The 22,804-nt window shown below is 74.2% G+C and carries 17 protein-coding genes and 1 pseudogene; 5 read left to right on the forward strand and 13 right to left on the reverse strand.

The window, feature by feature from the left end:
- Window positions 1-102: 102 nt before the first annotated feature.
- From mnhG to V6V47_RS27735, 7 genes are all read right to left on the reverse strand, one after another.
- A complete protein-coding gene (gene mnhG, locus V6V47_RS27705; protein ID WP_334631318.1) occupies window positions 103-435 on the reverse strand; it encodes a monovalent cation/H(+) antiporter subunit G in 333 nt (110 codons plus the stop codon).
- Window positions 432-695 carry a monovalent cation/H+ antiporter complex subunit F gene (locus V6V47_RS27710; protein ID WP_334631319.1) on the reverse strand — a complete coding sequence of 88 codons (264 nt, stop codon included), beginning with the start codon at window positions 693-695 and terminating at the stop codon, window positions 432-434. Before V6V47_RS27710 ends, mnhG begins: the two co-directional genes overlap by 4 nt.
- On the reverse strand, window positions 692-1,306 hold the full coding sequence (locus V6V47_RS27715) for a Na+/H+ antiporter subunit E (RefSeq protein WP_334631320.1): 615 nt from the start codon (window positions 1,304-1,306) through the stop codon (window positions 692-694). The genes V6V47_RS27710 and V6V47_RS27715 overlap by 4 nt, the downstream gene beginning before the upstream one ends.
- Window positions 1,303-2,808 carry a Na+/H+ antiporter subunit D gene (locus tag V6V47_RS27720; protein WP_334631321.1) on the reverse strand — a complete coding sequence of 502 codons (1,506 nt, stop codon included), beginning with the start codon at window positions 2,806-2,808 and terminating at the stop codon, window positions 1,303-1,305. The genes V6V47_RS27715 and V6V47_RS27720 overlap by 4 nt, the downstream gene beginning before the upstream one ends.
- The gene (locus tag V6V47_RS27725) at window positions 2,808-3,287 is read right to left on the reverse strand and encodes a Na(+)/H(+) antiporter subunit C (protein ID WP_334631322.1); all 480 of its coding nucleotides are present in this window, start codon (window positions 3,285-3,287) and stop codon (window positions 2,808-2,810) included. Before V6V47_RS27725 ends, V6V47_RS27720 begins: the two co-directional genes overlap by 1 nt.
- Window positions 3,284-6,118, reverse strand: a complete 2,835-nt coding sequence (locus tag V6V47_RS27730; RefSeq protein WP_334631323.1) for a Na+/H+ antiporter subunit A — start codon at window positions 6,116-6,118, stop codon at window positions 3,284-3,286. The genes V6V47_RS27725 and V6V47_RS27730 overlap by 4 nt, the downstream gene beginning before the upstream one ends.
- A gap of 137 nt (window positions 6,119-6,255) precedes the next feature.
- A complete protein-coding gene (locus V6V47_RS27735; RefSeq protein ID WP_334631324.1) occupies window positions 6,256-6,642 on the reverse strand; it encodes a hypothetical protein in 387 nt (128 codons plus the stop codon).
- A gap of 178 nt (window positions 6,643-6,820) precedes the next feature.
- Here V6V47_RS27735 and V6V47_RS27740 point away from each other — a divergent pair, with 178 nt between their 5' ends.
- Complete coding sequence (locus tag V6V47_RS27740) at window positions 6,821-11,506, forward strand: Lhr family helicase (RefSeq protein ID WP_334631325.1); 4,686 nt, start codon at window positions 6,821-6,823, stop codon at window positions 11,504-11,506.
- A 52-nt stretch (window positions 11,507-11,558) separates the two neighbouring features.
- Here the strand turns inward: V6V47_RS27740 and V6V47_RS27745 are convergent, their stop codons facing one another.
- Window positions 11,559-12,137 carry a hypothetical protein gene (locus V6V47_RS27745; RefSeq protein ID WP_334631326.1) on the reverse strand — a complete coding sequence of 193 codons (579 nt, stop codon included), beginning with the start codon at window positions 12,135-12,137 and terminating at the stop codon, window positions 11,559-11,561.
- A gap of 122 nt (window positions 12,138-12,259) precedes the next feature.
- On the opposite strand from V6V47_RS27745, the gene V6V47_RS27750 reads away from it, so the two are divergent.
- Both V6V47_RS27750 and V6V47_RS27755 read left to right on the forward strand, forming a co-directional pair.
- Entirely contained in the window at window positions 12,260-13,060 is an 801-nt protein-coding gene (locus tag V6V47_RS27750) for an SAM hydrolase/SAM-dependent halogenase family protein (RefSeq protein ID WP_334631327.1), read from the forward strand.
- A gap of 25 nt (window positions 13,061-13,085) precedes the next feature.
- On the forward strand, window positions 13,086-13,328 hold the full coding sequence (locus V6V47_RS27755; RefSeq protein WP_334631328.1) for a CPCC family cysteine-rich protein: 243 nt from the start codon (window positions 13,086-13,088) through the stop codon (window positions 13,326-13,328).
- 23 nt (window positions 13,329-13,351) lie between these two features.
- Here the strand turns inward: V6V47_RS27755 and V6V47_RS27760 are convergent, their stop codons facing one another.
- Window positions 13,352-14,611, reverse strand: a complete 1,260-nt coding sequence (locus V6V47_RS27760) for a hypothetical protein (RefSeq protein WP_334631329.1) — start codon at window positions 14,609-14,611, stop codon at window positions 13,352-13,354.
- A 109-nt stretch (window positions 14,612-14,720) separates the two neighbouring features.
- Between V6V47_RS27760 and V6V47_RS27765 the strand changes: the two genes are divergently transcribed.
- Both V6V47_RS27765 and V6V47_RS27770 read left to right on the forward strand, forming a co-directional pair.
- On the forward strand, window positions 14,721-15,530 hold the full coding sequence (locus tag V6V47_RS27765) for a DNA-formamidopyrimidine glycosylase family protein (protein WP_334631330.1): 810 nt from the start codon (window positions 14,721-14,723) through the stop codon (window positions 15,528-15,530).
- A 121-nt stretch (window positions 15,531-15,651) separates the two neighbouring features.
- Window positions 15,652-19,269, forward strand: a complete 3,618-nt coding sequence (locus V6V47_RS27770) for a hypothetical protein (protein WP_334631331.1) — start codon at window positions 15,652-15,654, stop codon at window positions 19,267-19,269.
- Between the two features lie 20 nt (window positions 19,270-19,289).
- On the opposite strand, the gene pspM is transcribed toward V6V47_RS27770, so the two are convergent.
- The 4 genes and pseudogenes from pspM to V6V47_RS27790 all read right to left on the reverse strand — a co-directional run.
- Window positions 19,290-20,075: a phage shock envelope stress response protein PspM gene (gene pspM, locus V6V47_RS27775; RefSeq protein ID WP_334631332.1), complete on the reverse strand. Its 786-nt coding sequence runs from the start codon at window positions 20,073-20,075 to the stop codon at window positions 19,290-19,292.
- A 23-nt stretch (window positions 20,076-20,098) separates the two neighbouring features.
- Window positions 20,099-20,959: a PspA/IM30 family protein gene (locus tag V6V47_RS27780; RefSeq protein ID WP_334631333.1), complete on the reverse strand. Its 861-nt coding sequence runs from the start codon at window positions 20,957-20,959 to the stop codon at window positions 20,099-20,101.
- A 197-nt stretch (window positions 20,960-21,156) separates the two neighbouring features.
- Window positions 21,157-21,615, reverse strand: a complete 459-nt coding sequence (locus V6V47_RS27785; protein ID WP_334631334.1) for a helix-turn-helix domain-containing protein — start codon at window positions 21,613-21,615, stop codon at window positions 21,157-21,159.
- A gap of 264 nt (window positions 21,616-21,879) precedes the next feature.
- A pseudogene (locus tag V6V47_RS27790) lies at window positions 21,880-22,401 on the reverse strand (CinA family protein); the annotation flags it as partial.
- Window positions 22,402-22,804: the final 403 nt, after the last annotated feature.

A 22,804-nucleotide genomic window follows, 5' to 3' on the forward strand; every position in this document is an offset into this window, starting at 1 on the left:
GCCATTTTATCGGCCCCGGCTGGGACTCCGCTGAGGGTGGGCCGAAGGTGCCGATCGTCCGGTTCACCGTCGGCCAGAGGCGCGGCCCGGCCCGTCGCCCGATCAGCGGTCGGCCAGCTCGTCGGCGTCGAGCAGGTCCCGGGCCAGCCGGTCGGACCGGTACGCCGCACGCCCGACCATCTGCGCCGCGACCGGCGCGGTGGTCAGCTGGAAGACCGCCACCAGGAGGATCATGCCGAGGTCGGCCGGGGACCGCAGCCGCAGCGCGAGGCCGAGCAGCAGCAGGAGCGCCCCGAGCACCTGCGGCTTGGTGGCCGCGTGCATCCGGGACAAGGTGTCCGGAAAACGCAGGACGCCGATCGCGGCAGCCAGGCCGAGCAGCGCGCCGCCCACCAGGCAGCCCGCGCCGAGCCAGTCGGCGATCGTCCCGATCATGGCTGGTCCCGGACGGCGAAGCGGGCCAGCGACACCGTGCCGACGAAGCCGAGCAGGGAGAGCACCACCAGCACGGGCAGCGTGGTGGCGTGCCGGTTGATCGCCGCCTCGGCGCCCACCGCGCCGACCATGGTGGCGAGCAGCATGTCCGCCGCGATCACGCGGTCCAGCAGCGACGGGCCCCGGTAGAGCCGGGCCAGCGCGAGCAGCGCGGTCGCCGTGAGCAACACGGTGAGGACGACGGCCAGGAACGTGGTCACGGGCGGGTTCCCTTCTCGACAGGATCGGTCTGCACGCGGCGCAACTCGGCGGCCGAGCCCGTCGCCCGGACGATGCGCCGCTCGACGACGAGGGTGTGCTCCCGGGCCCGGGTCAGGTCCGCCGGCCCGTGGGTGTCCAGCACGTGCAGGTAGACCGTCCCGAAGTCCCGGTCCAGCTCGATGATCAGCGTGCCGGGCACCAGCGAGACCGCCTCGGCGGTGAGCGCGAGGTTCAGGTCGCTGGGCACCCGCAGCCGCACCGCGATGATCGCCCCACGTGGCCGGTAGCCGGGCTGCACGGCGATCCGGGCGACGTGCAGGCTCGCGCTGACCAGCTCGACGCCGAACCGCAGCGCGAACACCAGGAGCGCCCAGGGGCGCAGCCGGCCGCCGAAGGTGACCGCCGGCAGCGGGAAGAACAGCAGCACCGCGGCACCCACCAGGACCCCGCTGGCCAGGTTGGCCCAGTTGACCTCGCCCCAGAGCAGGTTCCAGACCACCACCAGCCAGCCGAGGGCCAGCGCCTGGTCCCGTCGTCGCCCGATCCGGCCGCCGCGGGGCGCGGGCGGGTCGGACTCGGCCTCGAGAGCGGGCCCGCGTCGGCCGGTCACGGTGCGCCGCCCGGCAGCACGGCGCGCACGTACGGAGTGCGCAGGCGCAGGTCGGCGGCCGCGTCGGCGGTGACGTCGAAGAGCGGACCGGCCAGCACGGTCAGCGCCAGCCCGAGCGCGACCAGGGCGACGGTCGCGCCGACCATCAGGGCGGGCAGCCGGACGACGGGCTCGGCGGTGGCCAGCCGGGGCGCCCGCCAGAAGGCGAGGTTCCAGACCCGGGAGGCCACGTAGAGAGTGAGCAGGCTGGTCAACGTGCCGGCCGCGACCAGCGCCCCGGGGAGCGGCCCGCCGGCCGCCACCCCGGCCTGGAGCAGGCCGAGCTTGCCGAGGAAGCCGCTGAACGGCGGCACTCCGGCGAGGTTCATCGCCGGTACGAAGAACAGCACGCCGAGCAGCGGCGCGACCCGGGCCAGCCCGCCGAGGCGGCGCAGGTCGGTGCTGCCGGCCCGCTCCTCGACCAGCCCCGCGACCAGGAACAGCGTGGTCTGGATGGTGATGTGGTGGACCACGTAGAAGATCGCGCCGGAGAGCCCGGCCACGGTGCTCAGCGCCACCCCGAAGATCATGTAGCCGATGTGGCTGACCAGGGTGAACGAGAAGAGCCGCTTCAGGTCCGACTGGGCCACCGCACCGAGGATGCCGACCACCATGGTCAGGCCGGCGACCACCATGAGCAGCCCGTCGACCTGGGTGCCCGGAAAGAGCAGGGTCTCGGTGCGGATGATCGCGTACACACCGACCTTGGTGAGCAGTCCGGCGAAGACGGCGGTGACCGGGGCCGGCGCGGTGGGGTAGCTGTCCGGCAGCCAGGCCGACAGCGGAAAGACCGCCGCCTTGATCGCGAAGGCGAGCAGCAGCATCAGTTGCAGGGTCAACCGCACCCCGTCGGGCAGGTCGTCGAGGCGTTGGGCGAGCTGGGCGAGGTTGAGCGTGCCGGTGGCCGCGTACACGAGACCCACCGCGGTCAGGAAGATCATCGAGGAGAGGATGCTGACCACCACGTACGTCGCCCCGGTCCGGATCCGGGTCTCGGTGCCGCCCAGGGTGATCAGCACGAAGCTGGCCGCCAGCAGGATCTCGAAGCCGACGAAGAGGTTGAACAGGTCACCGGCGAGGAACGCGGTCGTGACGCCGGCGGTGAGCACCAGGTACGTCGGGTGGAAGATCGTCACCGGCGTGGACTCGCCGATCTCGCTGCGACCCTGACCGATCGAGTACAGCAACACGCAGAGGGTGACCGCCGAGGAGACCACCAGCATCAGCGCGGCGAGCTGGTCGGCGACCAGGACGATGCCGACCGGTGCCGGCCACCCGCCGATCGCCATCACCACCGGCCCGTGCCGGTACGCCTGCACCAGCAGCAGCACCGCGACGGTGAGGGTGCCGGTCAGGCAGAGCACACTGACCGTGCGTTGCAGCCGGGGCCGGGTGGCCAGCAGCAGCGTCAGCGCCGCGCCGAGCAGCGGCACCACCACCGGCAACGGCAGCAACCCGCCCATCACGCCTCGTCCCCGCGCCGCAGGCGGCGGCGGGCGGGCTCGGGGTCGACCTGCTCCGGGTCGTCGCCCGGGCCCTCGCCGCCACGGTCGACGGTGGCCACCTCGTTGCGCTCCGCCCGGCGGATGATCTGCCGGTCCTCCAGGTCGTCGGGCACCTCGTCGTCGCCCGTGAGATACCAGCTGCGGTACGCCACGGCGAGCAGGAACGCGGTCAGCCCAAAGGTGATCACGATGGCGGTCAGCACCATGGCCTGCGGCAGCGGGTCGCTCATCCCGTCCACCGGGCCGGTGCCGACGATCGGCGCCCGACCGGACCGGCCGCCCAGCAGGATCAACAGGTTCACCCCGTTGCCGGTGAGGATCACGCCGAGCAGGATCCGGGTGAGGCTGCGCTCCAGCAGCAGGATCACCCCGCAGGCGACCAGCACCCCCACGGCAAGCACCAGCACCAGCGTGGGACCGGCGCCGCTGGCCGTCATGATCCGTCCCGCTTGTCGACGGCGAGCCCACCGGTGGTCGTCCCGGTCGCCTCGATGTGCCGATCCACCTCGGCCCCGAGACTGCGCAGGATGTCCAGCACCAGCCCGATCACGACCAGGTACACGCCGACGTCGAAGAAGAGGGAGGTGACCAGGTGGATGTCGCCGATCAGCGGTAGGGACAGGTCGACCCGGGCGCTCTCCAGCACCGATCCCCCGACCAGGAGCGCCACCACGCCACTCCCCGCCGCCACCGCCAGCCCCGCGCCCAGGACCGCGCCCGCGCCGACCGGGGCCGCCTCGGCCAGCTCGTACCGGCCGCCGGCCAGGTAGCGGCCCACCAGGGCGAGGCCCGCCACCAGCCCGCCGGCGAAGCCGCCACCCGGCGCGTTGTGCCCGGAGAAGAGCAGGAACAGGGAGAACAGCACCACGGTGTGGAAGATCAGCCGGATGACCACCTCCAACACGATCGAGCGGCGCTCATCGTGCAGGGTGGGCCCGCCGCGCAGCCACACCGGCTGCCCCGCTCGGTTCGCCCGGCTGGTTGGCTCCAGCCGGCGGGGCCGAGGCCCGGTCCGGGACCGCTCGAAGATCAGGCTGGCCACCCCGGTCGCGGCCACCACGAGCACCGCCAGCTCGCCCATCGTGTCCCAGGCCCGGATGTCGACGAGGGTCACGTTGACGACGTTGCGGCCGTACCCCTGGGCCACCGCCAGGTCCGGAAAGGCCGCGGCGATGTCCGGTGCCCGGCGGGCGCCGGCCGCGGTGAGGGCAAGCCCGGCGGTCACCACGCCCACCGCCACCCCGATCGCCCGGCGGGCCCAACGGCTGCGCCGTAGCGGGCGGGCCGAGAACCGCACCGGCAGCCGGCGCAGCACCAGCACGAAGACCGCGATGGTCGCGGTCTCCACCAGGAACTGGGTGAGCGCGAGGTCGGGCGCGCCGTACAGGACGAACAGCAGGGCCGTGCCGTAGCCGGTCATCCCCACCAGCAGCATCGCGGTGAGCCGGCGGCGGGCACGGACCGCCAGCAACGCGGCGGCGGTGATCACCAGCACGACCACCGGTTGCAGGAGGCTGTCCCAGAGCGGGATCCGGGCCCGCCAGGGGCTGGCGGCGAGCAGCGCCCCGCCGGGCAGCAGCACCAGGGCGAGCAGGATGGCGCCCAGGTACTGCGGCAGGGAGCCGCGCTGGGTCGCGCTGGTGACCTCAATGGCGAGCCGGTCGAACCGGCCCACGATCCACTCGTAGCCCTGGTTGCCCCCGATCGGTGAGCGGAGGCGGGCCAGCGCCGGGGCGAGCGGTCCGCGCAGGGCGAAGAGCAGGCCACCGCCGGCGAGCACCAGGCCGGACAGGCCGAGCGCCGGGGTCGGTCCGGGCCAGAGCGCCAGGTGCCCGTCGACCGCACCGAACAGATTGGCGTACGGGCGCAGCAGGCCGTCCAGCCCGCCGGCGGCCGGACCGGCGAGCAGCCCGACGCCGGCCAACACGGCCGGCGGGACCAGCAGCGACCCGGCGATCCGGTGCGGCTCGACCGGCGCCACGCCCGGCCGGTCGGCGAACGCGCCCCAGAGGAGGCGGGCGCTGTACGCGACGGTGAGCACCGTCCCGACGACCAGCCCGGCGAGGATCACCGGCCGGTCGGTGAAGGCCGCGAACACCGCCTCCTTGGCCACGAAGCCGATCAGCGGCGGTACGCCGGCCATCGACGCCGCCGCCAGCACCGCGACGCCGAACAGTGGCCGGGACCAGTGCCGCAGCCCGGACAGTTCACGCAGGTCACGGGTGCCCGTGCCATGGTCGATGATGCCGACGACCAGGAACAGCGCCGCCTTGAACAGCGCGTGCGCCAGCAGCATGGCGGTGCCGGCCAGGGCGGCGTCCGGGGTGCCGGCCCCGGTCACCGTGACCAGCAGGCCGAGTTGACTGACCGTCCCGTACGCCAGCAGCAGCTTGAGGTCGGTCTGCCGCAGCGCCGCCCAGCCGCCGAGCAGCATGGTGACCAGGCCGGCGATCTGCACCACCGGCCGCCACGGGCCGACGGTGGCGAGCACCGGCGCGAGCAGACCGACCAGGTAGACACCGGCCTTGACCATGGCGGCGGCGTGCAGGTACGCGCTGACCGGGGTGGGTGCCGCCATCGCCACCGGCAGCCAGGAGTTGAACGGCAGCACCGCCGACTTGGACAGCGCGCCCGCCAGGATCAGCACCACCGCGGTGATCAGGTACCCGCCACCGGGCAACGGTCGGGCGGCGATCTCCGACCAGCGGTAGGTGTCGGCATGCTCGCCCAGCAGGATGAACCCGACCAGCATGGCCAGCCCGCCCAGCGTGGTGACGGTCAACGCCTGCGCCGCCGCCCACCGGCTGGACCGCCGTTCGGTGCTGTGCCCGATCAGCAGGTACGAGAAGATCGTGGTCAGCTCCCAGCCGACGTAGAGCAGCAGCAGGTCGTCGGCGAAGACCAGGAGGAGCATCGCGCCCGCGAAGGCGACCAGGATCGCGGCGAACCGCGCGAGCCCGGCCGAGCCGGCGGCGAAGTACCGGGCGCTGTAGATCAGCACCAATGCGCCGACGCCGCCGATCAGCAGGGTCATCAGCCAGGACAGGGTGGTGAGCCGCAGTGCGACGTCGAGGCCCAACTGCCGGATCCACGGGTACGTCTCGACCACCGCTGCGCCGTGCTCGACGGCCGGCGTACGGGCCACCGCCCAGGCGAACGCGGCGGCCGGCGCCAGCGCCAGCGGGTAGCACGCACGCGGGCCCCACCACCGGACGAGCAGCGGCGCGGCGAGGGCCGCCGCGAGGTGGAGGATGAGCAGTACCAGCACCCGCGCTCCCGATCGAGGTGGCCGACGCCCGTGCAGCGGTGGCGCCTAGCGCCGATCAGACGCCAGTTCATCGCCCCTCGGGCGGTTTTGCCGGAATTGGCCGATTACGGGTGGGCCTGTGCGGTTCGCGGCAGCGGTCAGCGCAGCAGCGCGTCGCCGACGGGCCGCGCCTCGTCGTGGGCGACGCGTTCGTGGTGCAGGTCGGCCAGCAGGTCGACCCGGCCGAGCTGGCGTGCCACCTTGTCGACGACCCGCTCCGCGGCGGCCAACGACCGCACCGAGAGCAGGCGGCCGCGGCTCTCTCGACGTAACACGAAGTAGTGGACGGCGACGCGGACCAGGCCGCGGTCGGCGGCGCTGGCCTGGGCGGTGGAGACCACCAGCTCACGCAGGCAGCGGGCGAGCAGCTCGGCGAGCGCCAACTCGGGACCGTGCAGCCCGCCGCGGAGCAGGGCGAGGTGGCTGTCGACCTTGCGAATCAGCACGTCGGTGCCGGGTTCGACGCTGCGCTGCTCGCCGGCCATCCGACCCCTCCACCCCGGTTTGCGTTGTGAGTGAAGTTACTTTATGTTGCTCACCAGAAGCAAGCAGTTACGTGGCACTTAACGCGTTAAGCACGCATCTTGTGCTTATGACTCACAGTTGGCCACATTTCGGCGCCGACCGCTCGTGGTTGTCATACCGGCGGGGCACGATGAACCGATGAGCGGCGCAGACGATGGGGATACGGGCGCGGTGCTCGCCGGGTTCAGCCCGGCAACCCGCGCCTGGTTCGACGCCGCCTTCGCCGCGCCCACCGCCGCCCAGGCCGGTGCCTGGCGCTCGGTCGCCGCCGGCCGCAACGCCCTCGTCGTGGCACCCACCGGCTCCGGCAAGACACTCGCGGCCTTCCTCTGGTCGCTCGACCGGCTCGCCCGTGAGCCCGCCCCGGCCGAGGCCCGGCAGCGGTGCCGCGTGCTCTACGTCAGCCCGCTCAAGGCGCTCGCCGTCGACGTGGAGCGCAACCTGCGCACCCCGCTGGCCGGCATCCGGCAGGCGGCGACCCGGCTCGGCGTCGCCCCGCCCGACATCACCGTCGGCATGCGCACCGGCGACACCCCGGCCGACGAGCGACGGGCCTTCGCCCGCACTCCACCGGACATCCTCATCACCACTCCCGAGTCGCTGTTCCTGCTGCTCACCTCGGCGGCCCGGGATTCGCTACGCGGCGTCGAGACGGTGATCGTCGACGAGGTGCACGCGGTGGCCGGCAGCAAGCGCGGCGCGCACCTCGCCCTCTCCCTGGAACGCCTCGACCAGTTGCTGCCCGCCCCCGCGCAGCGCATCGGCCTGTCCGCCACCGTCCGGCCGATCGACGCCTGCGCCCGGTTCCTCGGTGGTGCCCGGCCGGTCGACGTCGTGCAGCCGGCCACTCCGAAGACCATCGAGGTCAGCGTCCAGGTGCCGGTCGAGGACATGACCCGCCTCGACGAGCAGGAGCAGCCACCGGAGGACGACCTCGGCGGTCCCGGGCCGCGCCGCGCGTCGATCTGGCCGGCGGTCGAGGAGCGGGTCTTCGGGCTGATCGGGTCACACCGGTCGACGATCGTGTTCACCAACTCCCGGCGCAGCGCCGAACGGCTCTGCGCGCGGCTCAACGAGCTGGCCGCCGAGGCGGTGGCCACCGTGCAGGCGGAGGCGCCGTCCGACGGCCGCGCGGTCGGCGTACCGGAGGGGCGGTCGTCGGGCGACGACCCGGCCGGCGACGACGACCCGGCACACGACGTGCAGCGGTGGGGTGGCCCCGCCGGGCCGATCCGCAATCGGCCACCCGCGGAGGTGATGGCCCAGTCCGGTGCCGCCGCCGGCGCGGTCCCGGTGATCGCCCGGGCTCACCACGGCAGTGTCTCGCGCGAGGAGCGCAAACATATCGAAGAGGCGCTCAAGTCCGGCCAACTGCCGGCGGTGGTGGCCACCTCCAGCCTGGAGCTGGGCATCGACATGGGCGCGGTCGACCTCGTGGTGCAGATCGAGGCGCCGCCCAGCGTGGCCGCCGGGCTGCAGCGGGTGGGCCGGGCCGGGCACCAGGTGGGCGCGGTCTCCCGTGGGGTGGTCTTCCCCAAGCACCGTGGCGACCTGCTCTCCTGCGCGGTGGTCGCCGAACGGATGACCGACGGCGCGATCGAGGAGCTGCACTACCCGCGCAACCCCCTGGACGTGCTGGCCCAGCAGATCGTCGCGATGGTGGCGCTCGAGCCGTGGCCGCTCGGTGACCTGGCCGTGCTGGTCCGCCGGGCGGCGCCCTTCGCCGAGCTGCCCGACTCGGCGCTGCACGCCGTGCTCGACATGCTCTCCGGCCGCTACCCGTCCACCGCGTTCGCCGAGCTGCGCCCCCGCCTCGTCTGGGACCGGGCCACCGACCTGCTCACCGGCCGCCCCGGCGCGCAGCGGCTCGCGGTGACCAGCGGCGGCACGATTCCCGACCGGGGCCTGTTCGGGGTCTTCCTGGCCGGGGCCGAGCGGGCCGCCCGGGTCGGCGAGCTGGACGAGGAGATGGTCTACGAGTCCCGGGTCGGCGACGTCTTCCTGCTCGGCTCCTCCTCCTGGCGGATCGAGGAGATCACCCCCGACCGGGTGCTGGTCTCGCCGGCCCCCGGGCAGGCGGCCCGAATGCCGTTCTGGAAGGGCGACCAGCTGGGCCGGCCCGTCGAGCTGGGCCGGGCCATCGGCGCCCGGGTGCGCACCCTGCTGCGGCAGAGCGACGAGGCCGCGCTGGCCGCGCTGCGCGCCGGCGGGTTGGACGAGTGGGCCGCCAGCAACCTGATGGCCTATCTGCGCGAGCAGCGGGAGGCCACCCGCTCGCTGCCCGACGATCGCACGATCGTGGTCGAGCGGTTCCGCGACGAGCTGGGTGACTGGCGACTGGCCGTGCACAGCGTCCTCGGCGCGCGGGTCAACGGGCCCTGGGCGCTCGCGGTGGGTCGCCGACTGGCCGAGCGGTACGGGGTGGACGCGCAGGTGATGCCCTCCGACGACGGCATCGTGGTGCGGCTGCCGGACACCGCCGACGAGCCACCCGGCGCCGACGTGGTGGTCTTCGAGCCCGACGAGATCACCCAGCTGGTGGAGGAGTCGGTCGGCACCTCCGCCCTCTTCGCCGCCCGTTTTCGGGAGTGCGCGGCCCGGTCACTGCTGCTGCCGCGCCGCGACCCGCGCCGCCGCCAGCCACTCTGGCAGCAACGGCAACGCGCCGCGCAACTGCTCGACGTGGCCCGCGAGTACGCGGACTTCCCGGTCACCCTGGAGGCCGCCCGGGAGTGCCTCCAGGACGTCTTCGACCAGCCGGCGCTGGCCGGGCTGATGCGCGACCTGGCCGCCCGCAAGGTCCGGCTGGTCGAGGTGGAGACCACTCAGCCGTCCCCGTTCGCCCGGTCGCTGCTCTTCGGCTACGTCGGGGCGTTCCTCTACGAGGGCGACGCCCCACTGGCCGAGCGACGCGCCGCCGCCCTCGCCCTGGATTCGGCGCTGCTCGGCGAGCTGCTCGGCCGGGTCGACCTGCGCGAGCTGCTCGATCCGACGGTGCTCGCCGAAACCGACCGGCAGCTCCGCTGGCTCACCGAGCAGCGCCGCCCCCGTGACGCCGAGGACGTCGTCGAGCTGCTCCGCGTGCTCGGTGACCTGAGCGCCGCCGAGCTGGCCGAGCGGGGCGCACCCGAGACCTGGCTGACCGAGCTGGAGGCCTCCCGCCGTGTGCTGCGGGTCCGGATCGCCGGCGAGGAGCGCTGGGTGGGCATCGAGGACGCCGCCCGGCTGCGCGACGCGCTCGGCGTGGCCCTGCCAGTCGGGGTCGCCGAGGCGTACCTCGCCCCGGTGGCCGACCCGCTCGGCGATTTGGTGGCCCGTTATGCGCGGACCCACGGGCCGTTCGCCGCGGCGAGCTGCGCGGCCCGGTTCGGGCTCGGCGTGTTCGTGGTCGAGCAGACGCTGCGCCGGCTCGCCGCCACCGGGCGGGTGGTCTCCGGCGAGTTCACTCCGGAGTCCGCCGGCGCCCAGTGGTGCGACGCGGAGGTGCTGCGCCTGCTGCGCCGACGGTCGCTCGCGGCGCTGCGGCGGGAGATCGAGCCGGTGCCACCTCGGGCGCTGGCCACGTTCCTGCCCCGCTGGCAGCAGGTCGGCTCGTCCGCTCGAGGGGTCGAAGCGCTCGCAGCGACAGTGGAGCAGTTGCAGGGCGCGGCGGTGCCGGCGTCCGCACTGGAACGGCTGGTGCTGCCCGGCCGCGTCGCTGACTACTCTCCCGCCCAGCTCGACGAGCTGTGCGCCAGCGGGGAGGTCCTCTGGGCCGGGTCGGGGGCGATCTCCGGTGGCGACGGCTGGGTCACCCTGGCGTACGCGGACGTCGCCCCGCTGCTGCTCCCGCCACCCGACGAGGCACTGACCCGGACCCCGCTGCACGACGCGGTGCTCGACGCGCTCGACGACGGGCAGGCGTTGTTCTTCCGGCCCCTGGCCGACCGGGTCGGCTCGACCGACGACGCCGCGCTGACCGCCGTGATCTGGGACCTGGTCTGGGCCGGTCACCTCACCAACGACACCCTCGCCCCGCTGCGCGTGGTGCTCGGCGCGGGCGGGGCACACCGCTCACGGCCGTCCGCGCCGCGTACCCGCTACCGACGGCCGGGGCGGGCGGCGCTGCCCACCCGGGGCGGCCCGCCGACCGTCGCCGGCCGCTGGTCGCGACTCCCCGAGCGGGATCTCGACCCGACCCGACGCGCCGCGGCCCTCGCCGACGTGCTGCTGGAACGGCACGGGGTGGTCACCCGCGGCGCGGTCATGGCCGAACAGGTGGTCGGCGGCTTCTCCGCGGTCTACCCGGTGCTGTCCGCGCTGGAGGAGCGCGGGGCCGCCCGCCGGGGCTACTTCGTGGAAGGGCTGGGCGCGGCGCAGTTCGCGGTGCCCGGCGCGGTGGACCGGCTCCGCGCGTTGGCCGAGCCGGCCGACGGGGCCCGAGGCCGGGGCGGGCCAGCCACGGTGCTCGCCGCCACCGACCCGGCCAACCCGTACGGCGCCGCGCTGCCCTGGCCGGACCGGGTGATCGACTCCGGCGACGGGGCCGCACCGGCGACCGGACACCGGGCCGGCCGCAAGGCGGGTGCCCTGGTGGTGCAGGTCGCGGGCGACCTGGTGCTCTACGTGGAACGGGGCGGCCGGACGCTGCTCTCCTTCACCGACGACACCGACACCCTGGCCGCCGCCGGCAAGGCGCTCGCCGACGCTGTCCACTCCGGCGCGCTGGGCGCCATGTCCGTGGAGCGGGCCGACGGCGAAGCGGTGCGCTCCTCACCGCTGCGCGACGCGCTGACCGCCGCCGGCTTCCGAGCCACCCCGCGCGGTCTGCGCCTACGCGGCTGACGCAGCGCGCCCGGCCTCGCCCCGCCCGAGCGCCAGCGCGGCGGCTCGGTGCCTACCGGAGGTTGGCGAGGACCTTCTCGTAGCGGAGGCGGTCGGCGGCCGGCGTCCTGGCCTCCAGATAGTTGAGCACCACCGCGCCGCGCTGGTACGACTGCCCACCCCAGGTCTCCGCGATGTCGCGGGCGCTCGTCTCGTCGGGAAACACGTACACCGTGACGGCGTCGGTGGCGATCAGCTCGGAACAGCCCAGACCCAGCCCGTCCGGTCCACAGTCCACCGAGCGGTCCTTCGGGTGCGGCACCTTCAGACCGGCGGCCTTGAACGCGTCGACGACCTGCTTCGCGCCAGGCGCTCCGGCTGGTCGCTTCGGCAGCACCACCGGCGGCGGGCTCGCGGGCCGACGTTCGATCGGCCCCTGCGGGACGGCGGACGGCGGGACGGGCGCCGGAGTTACCGCAGGGCTACCGCCGCCGGAGGTGCTCGCGGCGGACGGCGTACCGGGTGAGGAGGCGGTCGCCGAGACAGCGGGGGCGGCCGAGTCTGGCCGGGCCGCGTCCTTACTGCCACAGCCGGCGACGAGCGCGACGACGACCCCGAGTACCCCGACGGCGGGCAGGCTCCGATGTGTCACCAGGGCAGTGTGCCGAACAGGATTCGGCGACGGGAGGGGCCGGTCGGCCACTGCGGCTGTCTCATATCCGCCAGCGCCGGCCGATGGCGCGAGACGGGTACGTCGCGGGTTAGCCTGCCGGCATGTCCGTCGCGCCCTGGATCTCGCTGACCACCGACTACGGTCTCGCGGACGGCTTCGTGGCCGCCTGCCACGGGGTGATCGCCCGGATCGCGCCGGCCGCCCGGGTCATCGACGTGACCCACCTGGTGCCACCGGCCGACGTCCGGCGGGGCGCGGCCGTACTGGCGCAGACGGTGCCGTCCCTGCCGGTCGGGGTGCACGTGGCGGTCGTCGATCCGGGCGTGGGCACCGCCCGACGGAGTGTCGCGCTGGCCACACCGGGCGGGTTGCTGGTCGGCCCGGACAACGGGCTGCTGCCGGACGCCGCGGACGCGCTCGGTGGGGTGACCGCCGCGGTGGAGCTGACCAACCCGGCGTGGCTGGCCGCTCGGGTGTCCACCACGTTCCACGGCCGGGACATCTTCGCTCCGGTGGCCGCGCGCCTGGCGCTCGGCGTGCCGCTGACCGAGGCGGGGCCGCCGGTCGACCCGGCCGGGCTGGTCCGGTTGCCGCCTCCGGTGGTGACGCCGGACGCTGGGGGCTTCATCGCCCAGGTGTTGACCGTGGACCACTTCGGCAACGTCCAGTTGGCCGCCCCGGCGGACCTGCTCGACCCGCTGCCGGACACGGTCCGCGTGGGCGCACCGGCCCCAGCGCCGACCCGGCCGGCGGTGCGCGGCCGGACCTTCGGCGACGCCGAAACCGGCAGCCTGGTGGTGTACGTCGACTCGGCGGGACTGGTGGCGGTGGCGGTCAACGGTGGGCGGGCGGTGGACCTGCTCGGAGTGGCAATCGGGGACCTCCTGCGGGTCGCCGGCTGATATTCGACTGTGGAATGCTTCTCCGGTGGGTGAACACGTGGTTCCCGTCGGTTGTCCCTGCTGCGCATCCCGGACCGGCGGTGGGACCTGCCCGGTCTGCTTCTGGACCGACGACGGCCAGTCCGACGCCGACGCCGACGCGGTCCGGGGCGGCCCCAACGGCGATCTGAGCCTGTCGCACGCCCGGCTCAACTACGCCGTCTACGGCGCCAGCCACCCGCGCTACCAGGACATGGTGCGCCGGGCCCGCCCCGACGAGCGCCCCTGACGGCGCCCGCCAGGGCGATCGGGTCAGCAGGCCGGCGCGGCGCCGCCGTACACCCCCGAGACGTAGGCGTGGCTGACGTACTGGCCGGTGGCCAGGCGGTTCCACCGGCTGGTGGTGCGGTAGGGGCCGGTCACCAACTGACCGACGACGTAGCACTGGATCGGCACGTTGGCGTGCTGGGCGGCGAGGCCACGGATCGAGTACGCGGTGCTGGCCCCGGTACGGATGTTGAGCGGCCCGTCGCCGATAACCCCACGCGGCCCGCCACCGGTCCACAGGTAGGCCACATCGACCCAGGCGTTGGTGCGCAACCGCAAGCCGTCCCAGAAGGTTCCGTCGGCCAGGTCGATGCCGCCCGGGTTGAGCACGGTCCTGCCGAACTGGTCCCGTCCACCGTTGTAGCCGGACTGGTACGCCGCCTGTGCCTCGGGCCGGCCCTGCGGCAGGTTCTTCCAGTTCTCCCGTACGCCGGCGGGGTTCCAGTAGTCGTCGCGGGTGTTCCAGGGGCCGACGTCCCAGACCGGAGCGTATTCGCAGCGAGCACCGCTGGTGGTGCACACCCGCACGGTGTAGTCGCCGCTGTTGAGCGGGGACAGGCCGCGCCGCGACGGTAGTGCGGCGAAGTGGTCCCGTGGTCGCACGGTGCGCCCGTTGGCGGTCACCCCGCCGACCAGCCCGATCCGGGTGGCGTACACCCGGTAGGTGAGGCCGGGGGTGGCGGCGGCGACCGCGGCGAGGGTGTCGGCGGTGAGCCGCACGCCGCGTACCGTCGCGGTGGCGCCCCGGTCGCGCGCGGTCAGCACCACCCGGGTCTGCACCCGGCTGACCGGTCGGTCGAAGACCGCGCCGGCGGTCGCGGACCGCCACTCGCTCCAGCCGCTCACCCGCCAGCCGCGGACCTGCGCCTCCACTGTCGCGCCCACGGGGATCGCGGCGCTCAGCTCGGCCCGCACCCGCGTGGCGGGTCGGTCGAGGGCATGCGGGGTGGTCAGCAACATCCCCTCGGCGACCGCGCTGTGCGGGCTGCGGGGGCTGCGCCCGGCCGAACGGACGTCGCGCAGCCGAAGCCCGCCGGCGGTACGCCGGACGTTGACGTCGTCGCGGTCGACGACCGAGAGGTCGGCGTTCCACCGCTCGCCGCTCGGGGCGGCGGCCGTCAGGGTCAGTGGCGGTCCGGCGGCGGGGGTGGTCGGGACTCGGGTGCTGGCGAGCACGGCTGCGGTGCTGAGTGTGAGGACGAGGGCGAGGGCGACGGTTCGGGTGCGGCAACGCGGTCGCGTCATGGGCATTCTCCTCAGAACATCCCTGACCCTCGCATAGCGGGAGATCATGCGGAACCTGGGTACAAATGGCGACACACGCGAATGGCGCTCGAAGGGGGACAATGGCGGGATGCCCGAAGGCGACACCGTCTGGAACACGGCGCGCGTGCTGCACCGCGCGCTGGCCGGCGCACGGCTGACCGGCAGTGACTTCCGGGTGCCGCAGCTGGCCACCACCGACCTCGCGGGGTGGACCGTCCGCGAGTCGGCGAGCCGGGGCAAGCACCTGCTGCTCCGCTTCGCCGCGCCCGACGACGCGCACTGGACGCTGCACTCACACCTGCGGATGGACGGCGCCTGGCGGGCGTACGCCCCGGGTGAGCGCTGGGCCGGCCGGCCCGCCCACCTGATCCGGGTGGTGCTGCGCAGCCCCGGCGCCGTCGCGGTCGGTTACCACCTGCACGAGCTGACCCTCGTGCCGACCGCAGAGGAGGCCGGCCTGGTCGGCCACCTCGGCCCGGATCTGCTGGGCCCGGACTGGGACGCCGACGAGGCGGTCCGCCGGCTCGCCACCCAGCCGGAGCAGACCATCAGCGAGGCGCTGCTGGACCAGCGCAACCTGGCCGGTGTCGGCAACCTCTACAAGTGCGAGGTGCTCTTCCTGCGCGGCGTGTCGCCGTGGACGCCGGTGGGTGCGGTGCCCGACCTGGCCGGGACGGTGGCCCTCGCGCAGCGGCTACTATCCGCCAACCGGGGCCGCTGGACGCAGAGCACCACCGGCTCACTGCACCGGGGGCAGACCAGTTACGTGTACGGCCGCCGCGCCCAGCCCTGCCGCCGCTGCGGCACCGCGATCCGCAAGCAGGAGTTGGGCGAACGGGTCACCTACTGGTGCCCGACCTGCCAGCCCGAACGCCCGGGCGACCGGCCGCCCGCCTGACGACACCTCAGCGAACCGAGATCATCCCAGATACGGACGATTGGGTAATTCCTAACCGGCCTCCGGAGTCGCATGCTGCGGTTGAGTGCTCACCGATCGTCAGCAGAGTGCGGAGAGAGCCATGGCGTTGTTCCGCAGATTTCGCTCCACCTGGCTCGAGCGGACCGTCCGCGATCCGGACAGCCGCGCCAACGGTCAGCCGGTGTCCGTGCCGGCGGCGCGCACCGCCGAGGAGGCCACCCCGACGGCCAGCCTGGACCCGGCCGTGGTGCCCCGCTGCTTCGGCTCGGTGCCGAACTTCGCGCACAGCCCCCGCCCGGCCCGCGACCCCGACGGGCGGCTGGTGCCCGGCACCGGTCTGCGCAAGTTCGTCGACCCGCTGCCCATCCCCGGCCAGCTGGGCGGCGCCGAGCTCGGCGGACGCCTGCCGGTGGCGGTACCGGACACGATCAGCTACCCGGGCTGCGACTACTACGAGATCGGTCTGCAGGAGTACGCCCAGCGGCTGCACCGGGACCTGCCGGCGACCCGGCTCCGCGGCTACCGGCAACTCAACCTGGGCACCGACTCGTCGGGCCACAACACCGTGGCGCCCCCGGAGCGGCCCTGGCACCTCGGCCCGATGATCCTCGCCCGCCGGGGCCGGCCGGTCCGGGTGAAGTTCATCAACCAGCTCCCCACCGGGCGGGCCGGCGAGTTGTTCCTGCCGGTCGACGACACGGTCGAGGGTGCCGGTTCCGGGCCGCTGGACGGACCGGCGCCGTACCCGCAGAACCGGGCGGTGCTACACCTCGCCGGGGCGCGGACCGGCTGGACCAGCGCCGGCAACCCGGGGCAGTGGATCACCCCGGCCGGTGAGATCACGCCGTACCCGACCGGGGCGGGTGTCATCCCCGTGCCGGACATGCCGTCGCCCGGCGCCGGCGCCACCACGCTCTACTACCCGAACGAGCAGAGTGGCCGCCTCCTGTGGTTCCACGACAACACCCTCGGCCTGGCCCGGCTCACCGTCTACGGCGGGCAGCTCGCCCTCTACCTGCTCACCGACCCGGCCGAGGACCAGCTCGTCGCGGACGGGGTGCTGCCGGCCGACCAGCTACCGCTGGTGATCGAGGACAAGACGTTCGTGCCGGACGACACCCAACTCGCCGCCGAGGACCCGACCTGGGACCGGGAACGGTGGGGCGCTCGCGGCAGCCTGTGGCATCCGCACGTCTACCAGCCCCGACAGAATCCGTACGGGCCCGGCGGGCGTAACCCGACCGGTCGGTGGGACTACGGCCCCTGGTCACGCGACCCGGCCCCGGACGGCACCGACGGCCTGCTGGCACTGCCCAACCCGCACCACGACCCGGTCAGCGCGCCGGACGAGCCGCCACTCAGCCCCGGGGTGCCGCACCCCAGCGCGGTGCCCGAGGCGTACGGCGACACCCCGCTGGTCAACGGCGTCGCCTATCCGTACCTGGAGGTGGCGCCTCGCGCGTACCGGTTCCGGATCCTCAACGCCTGCCTGGACCGCAGCCTCAACCTCCAGCTCTACCGGGCCCGCTCGGACGCCCCGATGTGGGCCGGCGACGGCGCGCTGGCCGACGCCGACGCCGGCGAGGTGCCGATGGTGCCCGCCATGCGAGGCCCGGACCGGCCGCCGGGCTGGCCGGCCGACGGGCGTGACGGCGGCGTGCCGGACCCGGCTGCCGCCGGGCCGGCGTTCATCCAGATCGGCAACGAGGCCGGGCTGCTGCCCGCCCCGGTGGTGCTGCCGAACCAGCCGATCGGCTACCGCTACGACCGGCTCGACCCCACCGTGCTGAACGTCGACGGGCACACGCTGCTGCTCGGCCCCGGCGAACGGGCCGACGTGCTGGTCGACTTCTCCACCGTGCCGCCGGGCAGCACGCTGATCCTGTACAACGACGCCCCGGCCCCGCTGCCCGGCTTCGATCCGCGCTACGACCAGCACACCGCCGCGCCGGACCGGACCGCCGAGGGCGGCCCGCCCCGCACCGAGCCGGGGTACGGGCCGAACACCCGCACACTGCTCCAACTCCGGGTCCGCGGCACGCCCGCGCCGCCGTACGACCTGGCCCGGCTGCACGACCGGCTGCCACCGGCGTACGCGGCCAGCCAGCGCCCGCCGATCGTGCCGCAACCCGCGTACGACCCGTCGTTCGGCACCCGGACCACGCGGGAGACGACCGTGCCGGTGCACGCCAGCACGGTCACGTTCACCCCGGCGGGTGGCACCGGCCCGGTCACCCTGCCGATCGCGGTCAAGGCGGCCCAGCAGGTCTTCGAACCCGACCACGGCCGGTTGACCGGCCGACTCGGCGTCGGGCACCCCAACGCCGGGCCGCTCGCCCCGGCGACCCTGCCCCTCGGCCCGACCGACCCGGTCACCGAGGTGCTCTTCGCCGCCGATCCGACGGTGCCGGTGGGTGCGCCGACCGACGGCACCCAGCTCTGGCGGATCAGCGGCAACGTCCGGCAGACCGAACCCCTGTGCTTCGGCGGCTGCGACGTCCAGTTGGTCAACCGGGTCGGCTGGGACGGCACGCTGCGCCCCGCGCACGCCACGGAGCTGGGCTGGAAGGAGATCATCCGGGTGAACCCCCGGGAGGACGTCGTGGTGGCGCTGCGCCCGGTCGCCCCGACCCTGCCGTTCAAACTGGGCGACAGTGTCCGGCTCCTCGACCCGAGTCGCCCGCCCGGATCCCGGACCGGGTCGACCCCGACCAGCCCCGCGGACGGGCGCCCCGCCGTGGTGGTGAACCAGTTGGTCAACCTGGGTTGGGAGTACCGCTGGCACAGCCAACTCGCCGGGCACCGCGATCTGGGGATGAACCGGCCGTTGGTGCTGCGGGTCGCACCGAAGGCGCCGACCGGGCTGACCGCCACGCCCGTGCCCGGCTCGGCCACGGCGCTGCCGGCGATCGCGCTGACCTGGACCGGCAACGGCGACCGCCCGCCGGCCACCAGCCACCTGCTGCAACGGGCCACCGACGCGACCTTCACCGGCGAGGTCACCACCCTCACCGTCGCGGCCGCCGCCGTCCGGTACACCGACGCGACGGTCACCCCGGGGGTGACCTACCACTACCGGATCCGGGCGGAGAACGCGGTGAGCTGCTCGTCCTGGTCGAACAGCGTCCCCGCCTCGGTGCACCTGGCCGCCCCGGCCGGCCTGGTCGCGGCCATCCCGCCGGCCGCGCCGCTGCGGGTGGCGCTGCGCTGGACGAACCGGTCCTTCGCCACCGGCATCGACGTGCAGCGGGCCACCAACCCGACCTTCACGAGCGGCCCCGGCACCACCGCCATCGGGGTCGGCGGCAGCCACCTGGATGTCGCCGTCGCACCGGACACCACGTACTACTACCGGGTCCGGACCACGTACCTCGGTGCCACCTCGGCCTGGTCGACGGTGGCGGCGATGAGCACCCCACCCGCGCCGTTGGCCCCGAGCGGGGTGAGCGCCAACGCCACAGCGCCGGGCCCGGACACCGCGACCGTGCTCCTGGGCTGGACGGCCAGCACACCCACCGGCCCGGGGGCCGGGTTCATCGTGCAGCGGGCGCTGGATCCGGCGTTCGGCCGGGAGGTGGCCACCTTTACGGTGACCGCGCGGGCCTTCACCAACACCGGGCTGGCCCGAGGCACGACCTACCACTACCGGATCCGGTCGTTCAACGTGGTGGGCAGTTCGGCGTACACCGGCCCGATCCTGGTCACCACACCGCCGTGACGGCCTCGGCGGCGGGCGGGTCAGGGGCTCGGCGCCCGCAGCGGGGTGCCCACGGTCCGCAGCTCCGCCAGCGCGGACGCCACCCCGTGCAGCAGGTCGGTCGCCTCGGTGAGCCGGTCGGCGGCCGGGTGGGTGGGCTCCGGTCGGGCGTCCTCAGCCAGGTAGCCGGCGGCCGCGACCACCAACCGCTCGTAGGCCGCGACCCCGCCCTCCAGTTGGGCGGTCAGCACGCCGTGCGCCTCGGCCAGCGGAGGCCGGGCGTCGGCCGGGGCCAGCCGCAGCGCGCGTTCGACGCTGGCCACCCGGTTGGCCAGGTCCCGCAGCGAACGGTCGGCGACGGCGGCCTCCAGCACGGCCGGCTCGGCCAGCCCGGTGAGCCGGGTGGTCATCCCGGCCAGGGTGAGCGCGGCTCGGTCCAGCCGGGCCCATTGCTGCCCCGCGCTGGTGCCGCGCAGCGCGACCCTGGTCCGTACACGGCGCACCTCGGCCAGCACGCCCGGACCGACGGGCAGCCGCTCGACGGCGGCGACCAGCCGGGCCCGCGACCGTGCCGCGGCCTCGGCCGGGTCCAGTGCCGGGGGCGCCGGCTGGGCGGCGAGTGCGCGCAGGTCGAGCCAGCGCCAGGCGGCCAGGGCCACCGCACTGCCCGCGGCGCCGGCCCAGGCCGCGTCGGGCAGACCGAGGCCGGCGTACGGGGTCAGCACCGCGGCCGCACCGCCGAGCCCACCGGCCAGCACGCTCCACCGCCGGGCCGACCGGCGCAGCCGGCCCAGTCGACGGAAATATCGCGTCCGCTCGTCTGCCAACGTGACCTCCTCGGGCCGGTCGTTCAGCTGGCGGCGGTCGGGTCGCCGGTGCCCCGTTCGCGGGCGAGGTTGGCCCGGATCTCGTCCAGCCGGGCGGCGGCAGCCGGGTCACCGGCACCGGCCTGCGGCACCGCCGGTCGCTGCGCCGCGCCGCCGAGCTGCTCCCCGGCCATGCTCGAGCGGATCTGCTCCAGTCGGGCCGAGCCGGCCGAGTCGATGGTCGCCTTCTGGATCTCCAGCATCCGGCCCTCGACCGAGTTGCCGGCCAGCTCCGCGCGGCCCATCGCGTTGGCGTACCGCCGCTCGATGCGGTCCCGGACCTCGTCCAGCGACGGGGTGTTGGTGGGCGCGGTCAGCGAGGACATCGACTCCAGCGAGCGGGCCACCGTCTCCTGCATCTTGGCCTGCTCCAACTGGCTGAGCAGCTTGGTGCGCTCGGCGAGCTTCTGCTGGAGGATCATCGAGTTGTTCTCGACCGCCCGGCGGGCCTGCGCGGCGGCGCCCAGCGCCTGGTCGTGCAGGGTCTTCAGGTCTTCGGTGGCCTGCTCGGCGGAGACCAGCTGAGTGGCCAGGGTCTGCGCGGACTGCTCGAACCGCCCGGCCTCGGCCTCGTCACCCTTGGCCCGGGCCTGGTCGGACAGCACCAGAGCCTGCCGGGCGTTGCCCTGCAACCGCTCGACCTCGGTCATCTGCCGGGACAGCTTCATCTCCAGCTGACGCTGGTTGCCGATCACTGCGGCCGCCTGCTGGACCAGCGCCTGGTGCTGCCGCTGGGCATCCTCGATGGCCTGCTGGATCTGCACCTTCGGATCGGCGTGCTCGTCGATCTTGGCACCGAAGAGCGCCATCAAGTAGTTCCAGCCCTTGACGAACGGGTTCGCCATCTCCCCGGTATCCCCTCAGTAGCGTCGCTCCACCGCGGCCGGGTCGGACGAACCGACCGCGACCCGGCCGGTAACCATCGTCCCAGCCGAACGCCACCGAGGGCATCCGTACCGGGCGGTCGACAGCACCGGCAGCTCCTGCCGGCCACCCTACGCGGCCCGTGCCAGCCCGCCCATGGTCAACGGGAAGGTCGGGCTCAGGCGGCGCAGACCACGTCCCGGTCGCGCTCGGTGGGGCGAACCCGGGTGCTGCGCAGCGTGGCCTTGAGCGGCGAGTCGTGGCGGACCGAGACGGCGACCTTGCCGTCGGAGGTGACCTGGCGGACGCCCCGGTTGGTGCTCTTGCGCACAGCGGACGCCGCGCCCACGGGGGCGGCCTCGGCCGGCTCGTCCTGCATGGGGACCAGCACGCCCGGCATCTGCTCGGCCAGCGCCACGTGATCGCTGACCTCGCGCAGCAGCTCGGACAGGCGTGCGCCGAGCGCGTCGCAGATCGCGGCCAGCAGCTCGCTGGACGGCTCCTTGTGCCCCCGCTCGATCTCGGAGAGGTAACCAAGGCTGACGTTGGCGGCGGTGGACACCTCGCGCAGGGTGCGTTGCTGCCCCTGCCGGCGCGCCCGCAGTGCGTCACCGATCACCCGGCGTAGCAGGACCATCGCACCTCCCCCTGAGGGAATACCTCTCGCCCGGCGTCGAACAGCCGGTCGCGGTGAACCGCGCCGACCCCGAGCGCCGGAGCCTTCCCGCAACCGTACCCGGTGCGGGCCCGGCCGACATCCCGCCCCGCCCGCTGGTTCGTCGTGATCAGCTCACCGCCGCCCGGTGCGGGCCGTCTCCGCCCCGTCCCGGGCGGCGTCGGCGGTCTCGGCGTCGGCGGTCCTGGCCTTGGCGCTGACCTGAGCGGCGTCGGAGGTCTTGGCTGTGGCGTCCGCCTCGGCGGCGTCGGCGGCGTGGATACGTTCGGCGAGCAGCCGCAGCGCCTCGATCACGGCGGCTGTGCGGATCTGCTCCCGCCCGCCGTCCAGGTCGAGCTGTCGGACGACACCGCCGTTCGGGCCGGCGACCGCCACGTAGACCAGGCCGACCGGCTTGCCGTCCTGCGGTTCAGGACCGGCGACACCGGTGGTGGCCACTCCCCAGTCGGCGCCGCAGCGCCGCCGACCGCCCTCGGCGAGTTCCGCCGCAACGTCCGGGTCCACCGGCCCGCGCTCGGCCACCAGGTCGGCGGGTACGCCGGCCAGCTGAGCCTTGAGCTCGGTGGCGTAGACCACCATCCCGCCCCGGTAGATCGCGCTGACCCCGGCGATATCCACGATCGAGGCGGCGAGCAGCCCTCCGGTGAGCGATTCGACCGTGGCCAGGGTCTCGTGCCGCTGCGCCAGGCTGTGCACCACGGCTGCCGCCGGACTACCCACCTGCCCACTCAGTTCCCGCTCCACCAAGCCCTCACTCTCCCCGTCTTCACAGAGCCCACCCGACTCGCCCCCAGTCAGCATCGATCAGGAGCATCCTGCCCACCCGCCCAGAGGCGTGGTCCCCACCAAGCCCATCACTCGGGCACACGTCGATCATGGAGGTGTGGTGGTTCGTGAACCGGGCACAAGGGTGCATTATCCCCGCCACGACTCCATGATCGACGCGTGCCCGAAGCAAGGAAGGGCCAACGTGCCCGTACCGCGCGCCTCACATTGTCGATCTTGCACTTTGTGTCGCGGCAAATGCCGCAATAGCGATATTTCTACGGCACAAAGCGCAAGATCGGCGGGCCGCGCGAGCGGGCCGCGCGAGCGGGCCGCGCCAGCGGGCCGCGCCAGCGGGCCGCGCCAGCGGGCCGCCCAGCGGGCC

Origin of the sequence: Micromonospora sp. CPCC 205539, assembly GCF_036906815.1 — a bacterium.
Classification (GTDB): Bacteria; Actinomycetota; Actinomycetes; order Mycobacteriales; family Micromonosporaceae; genus Micromonospora.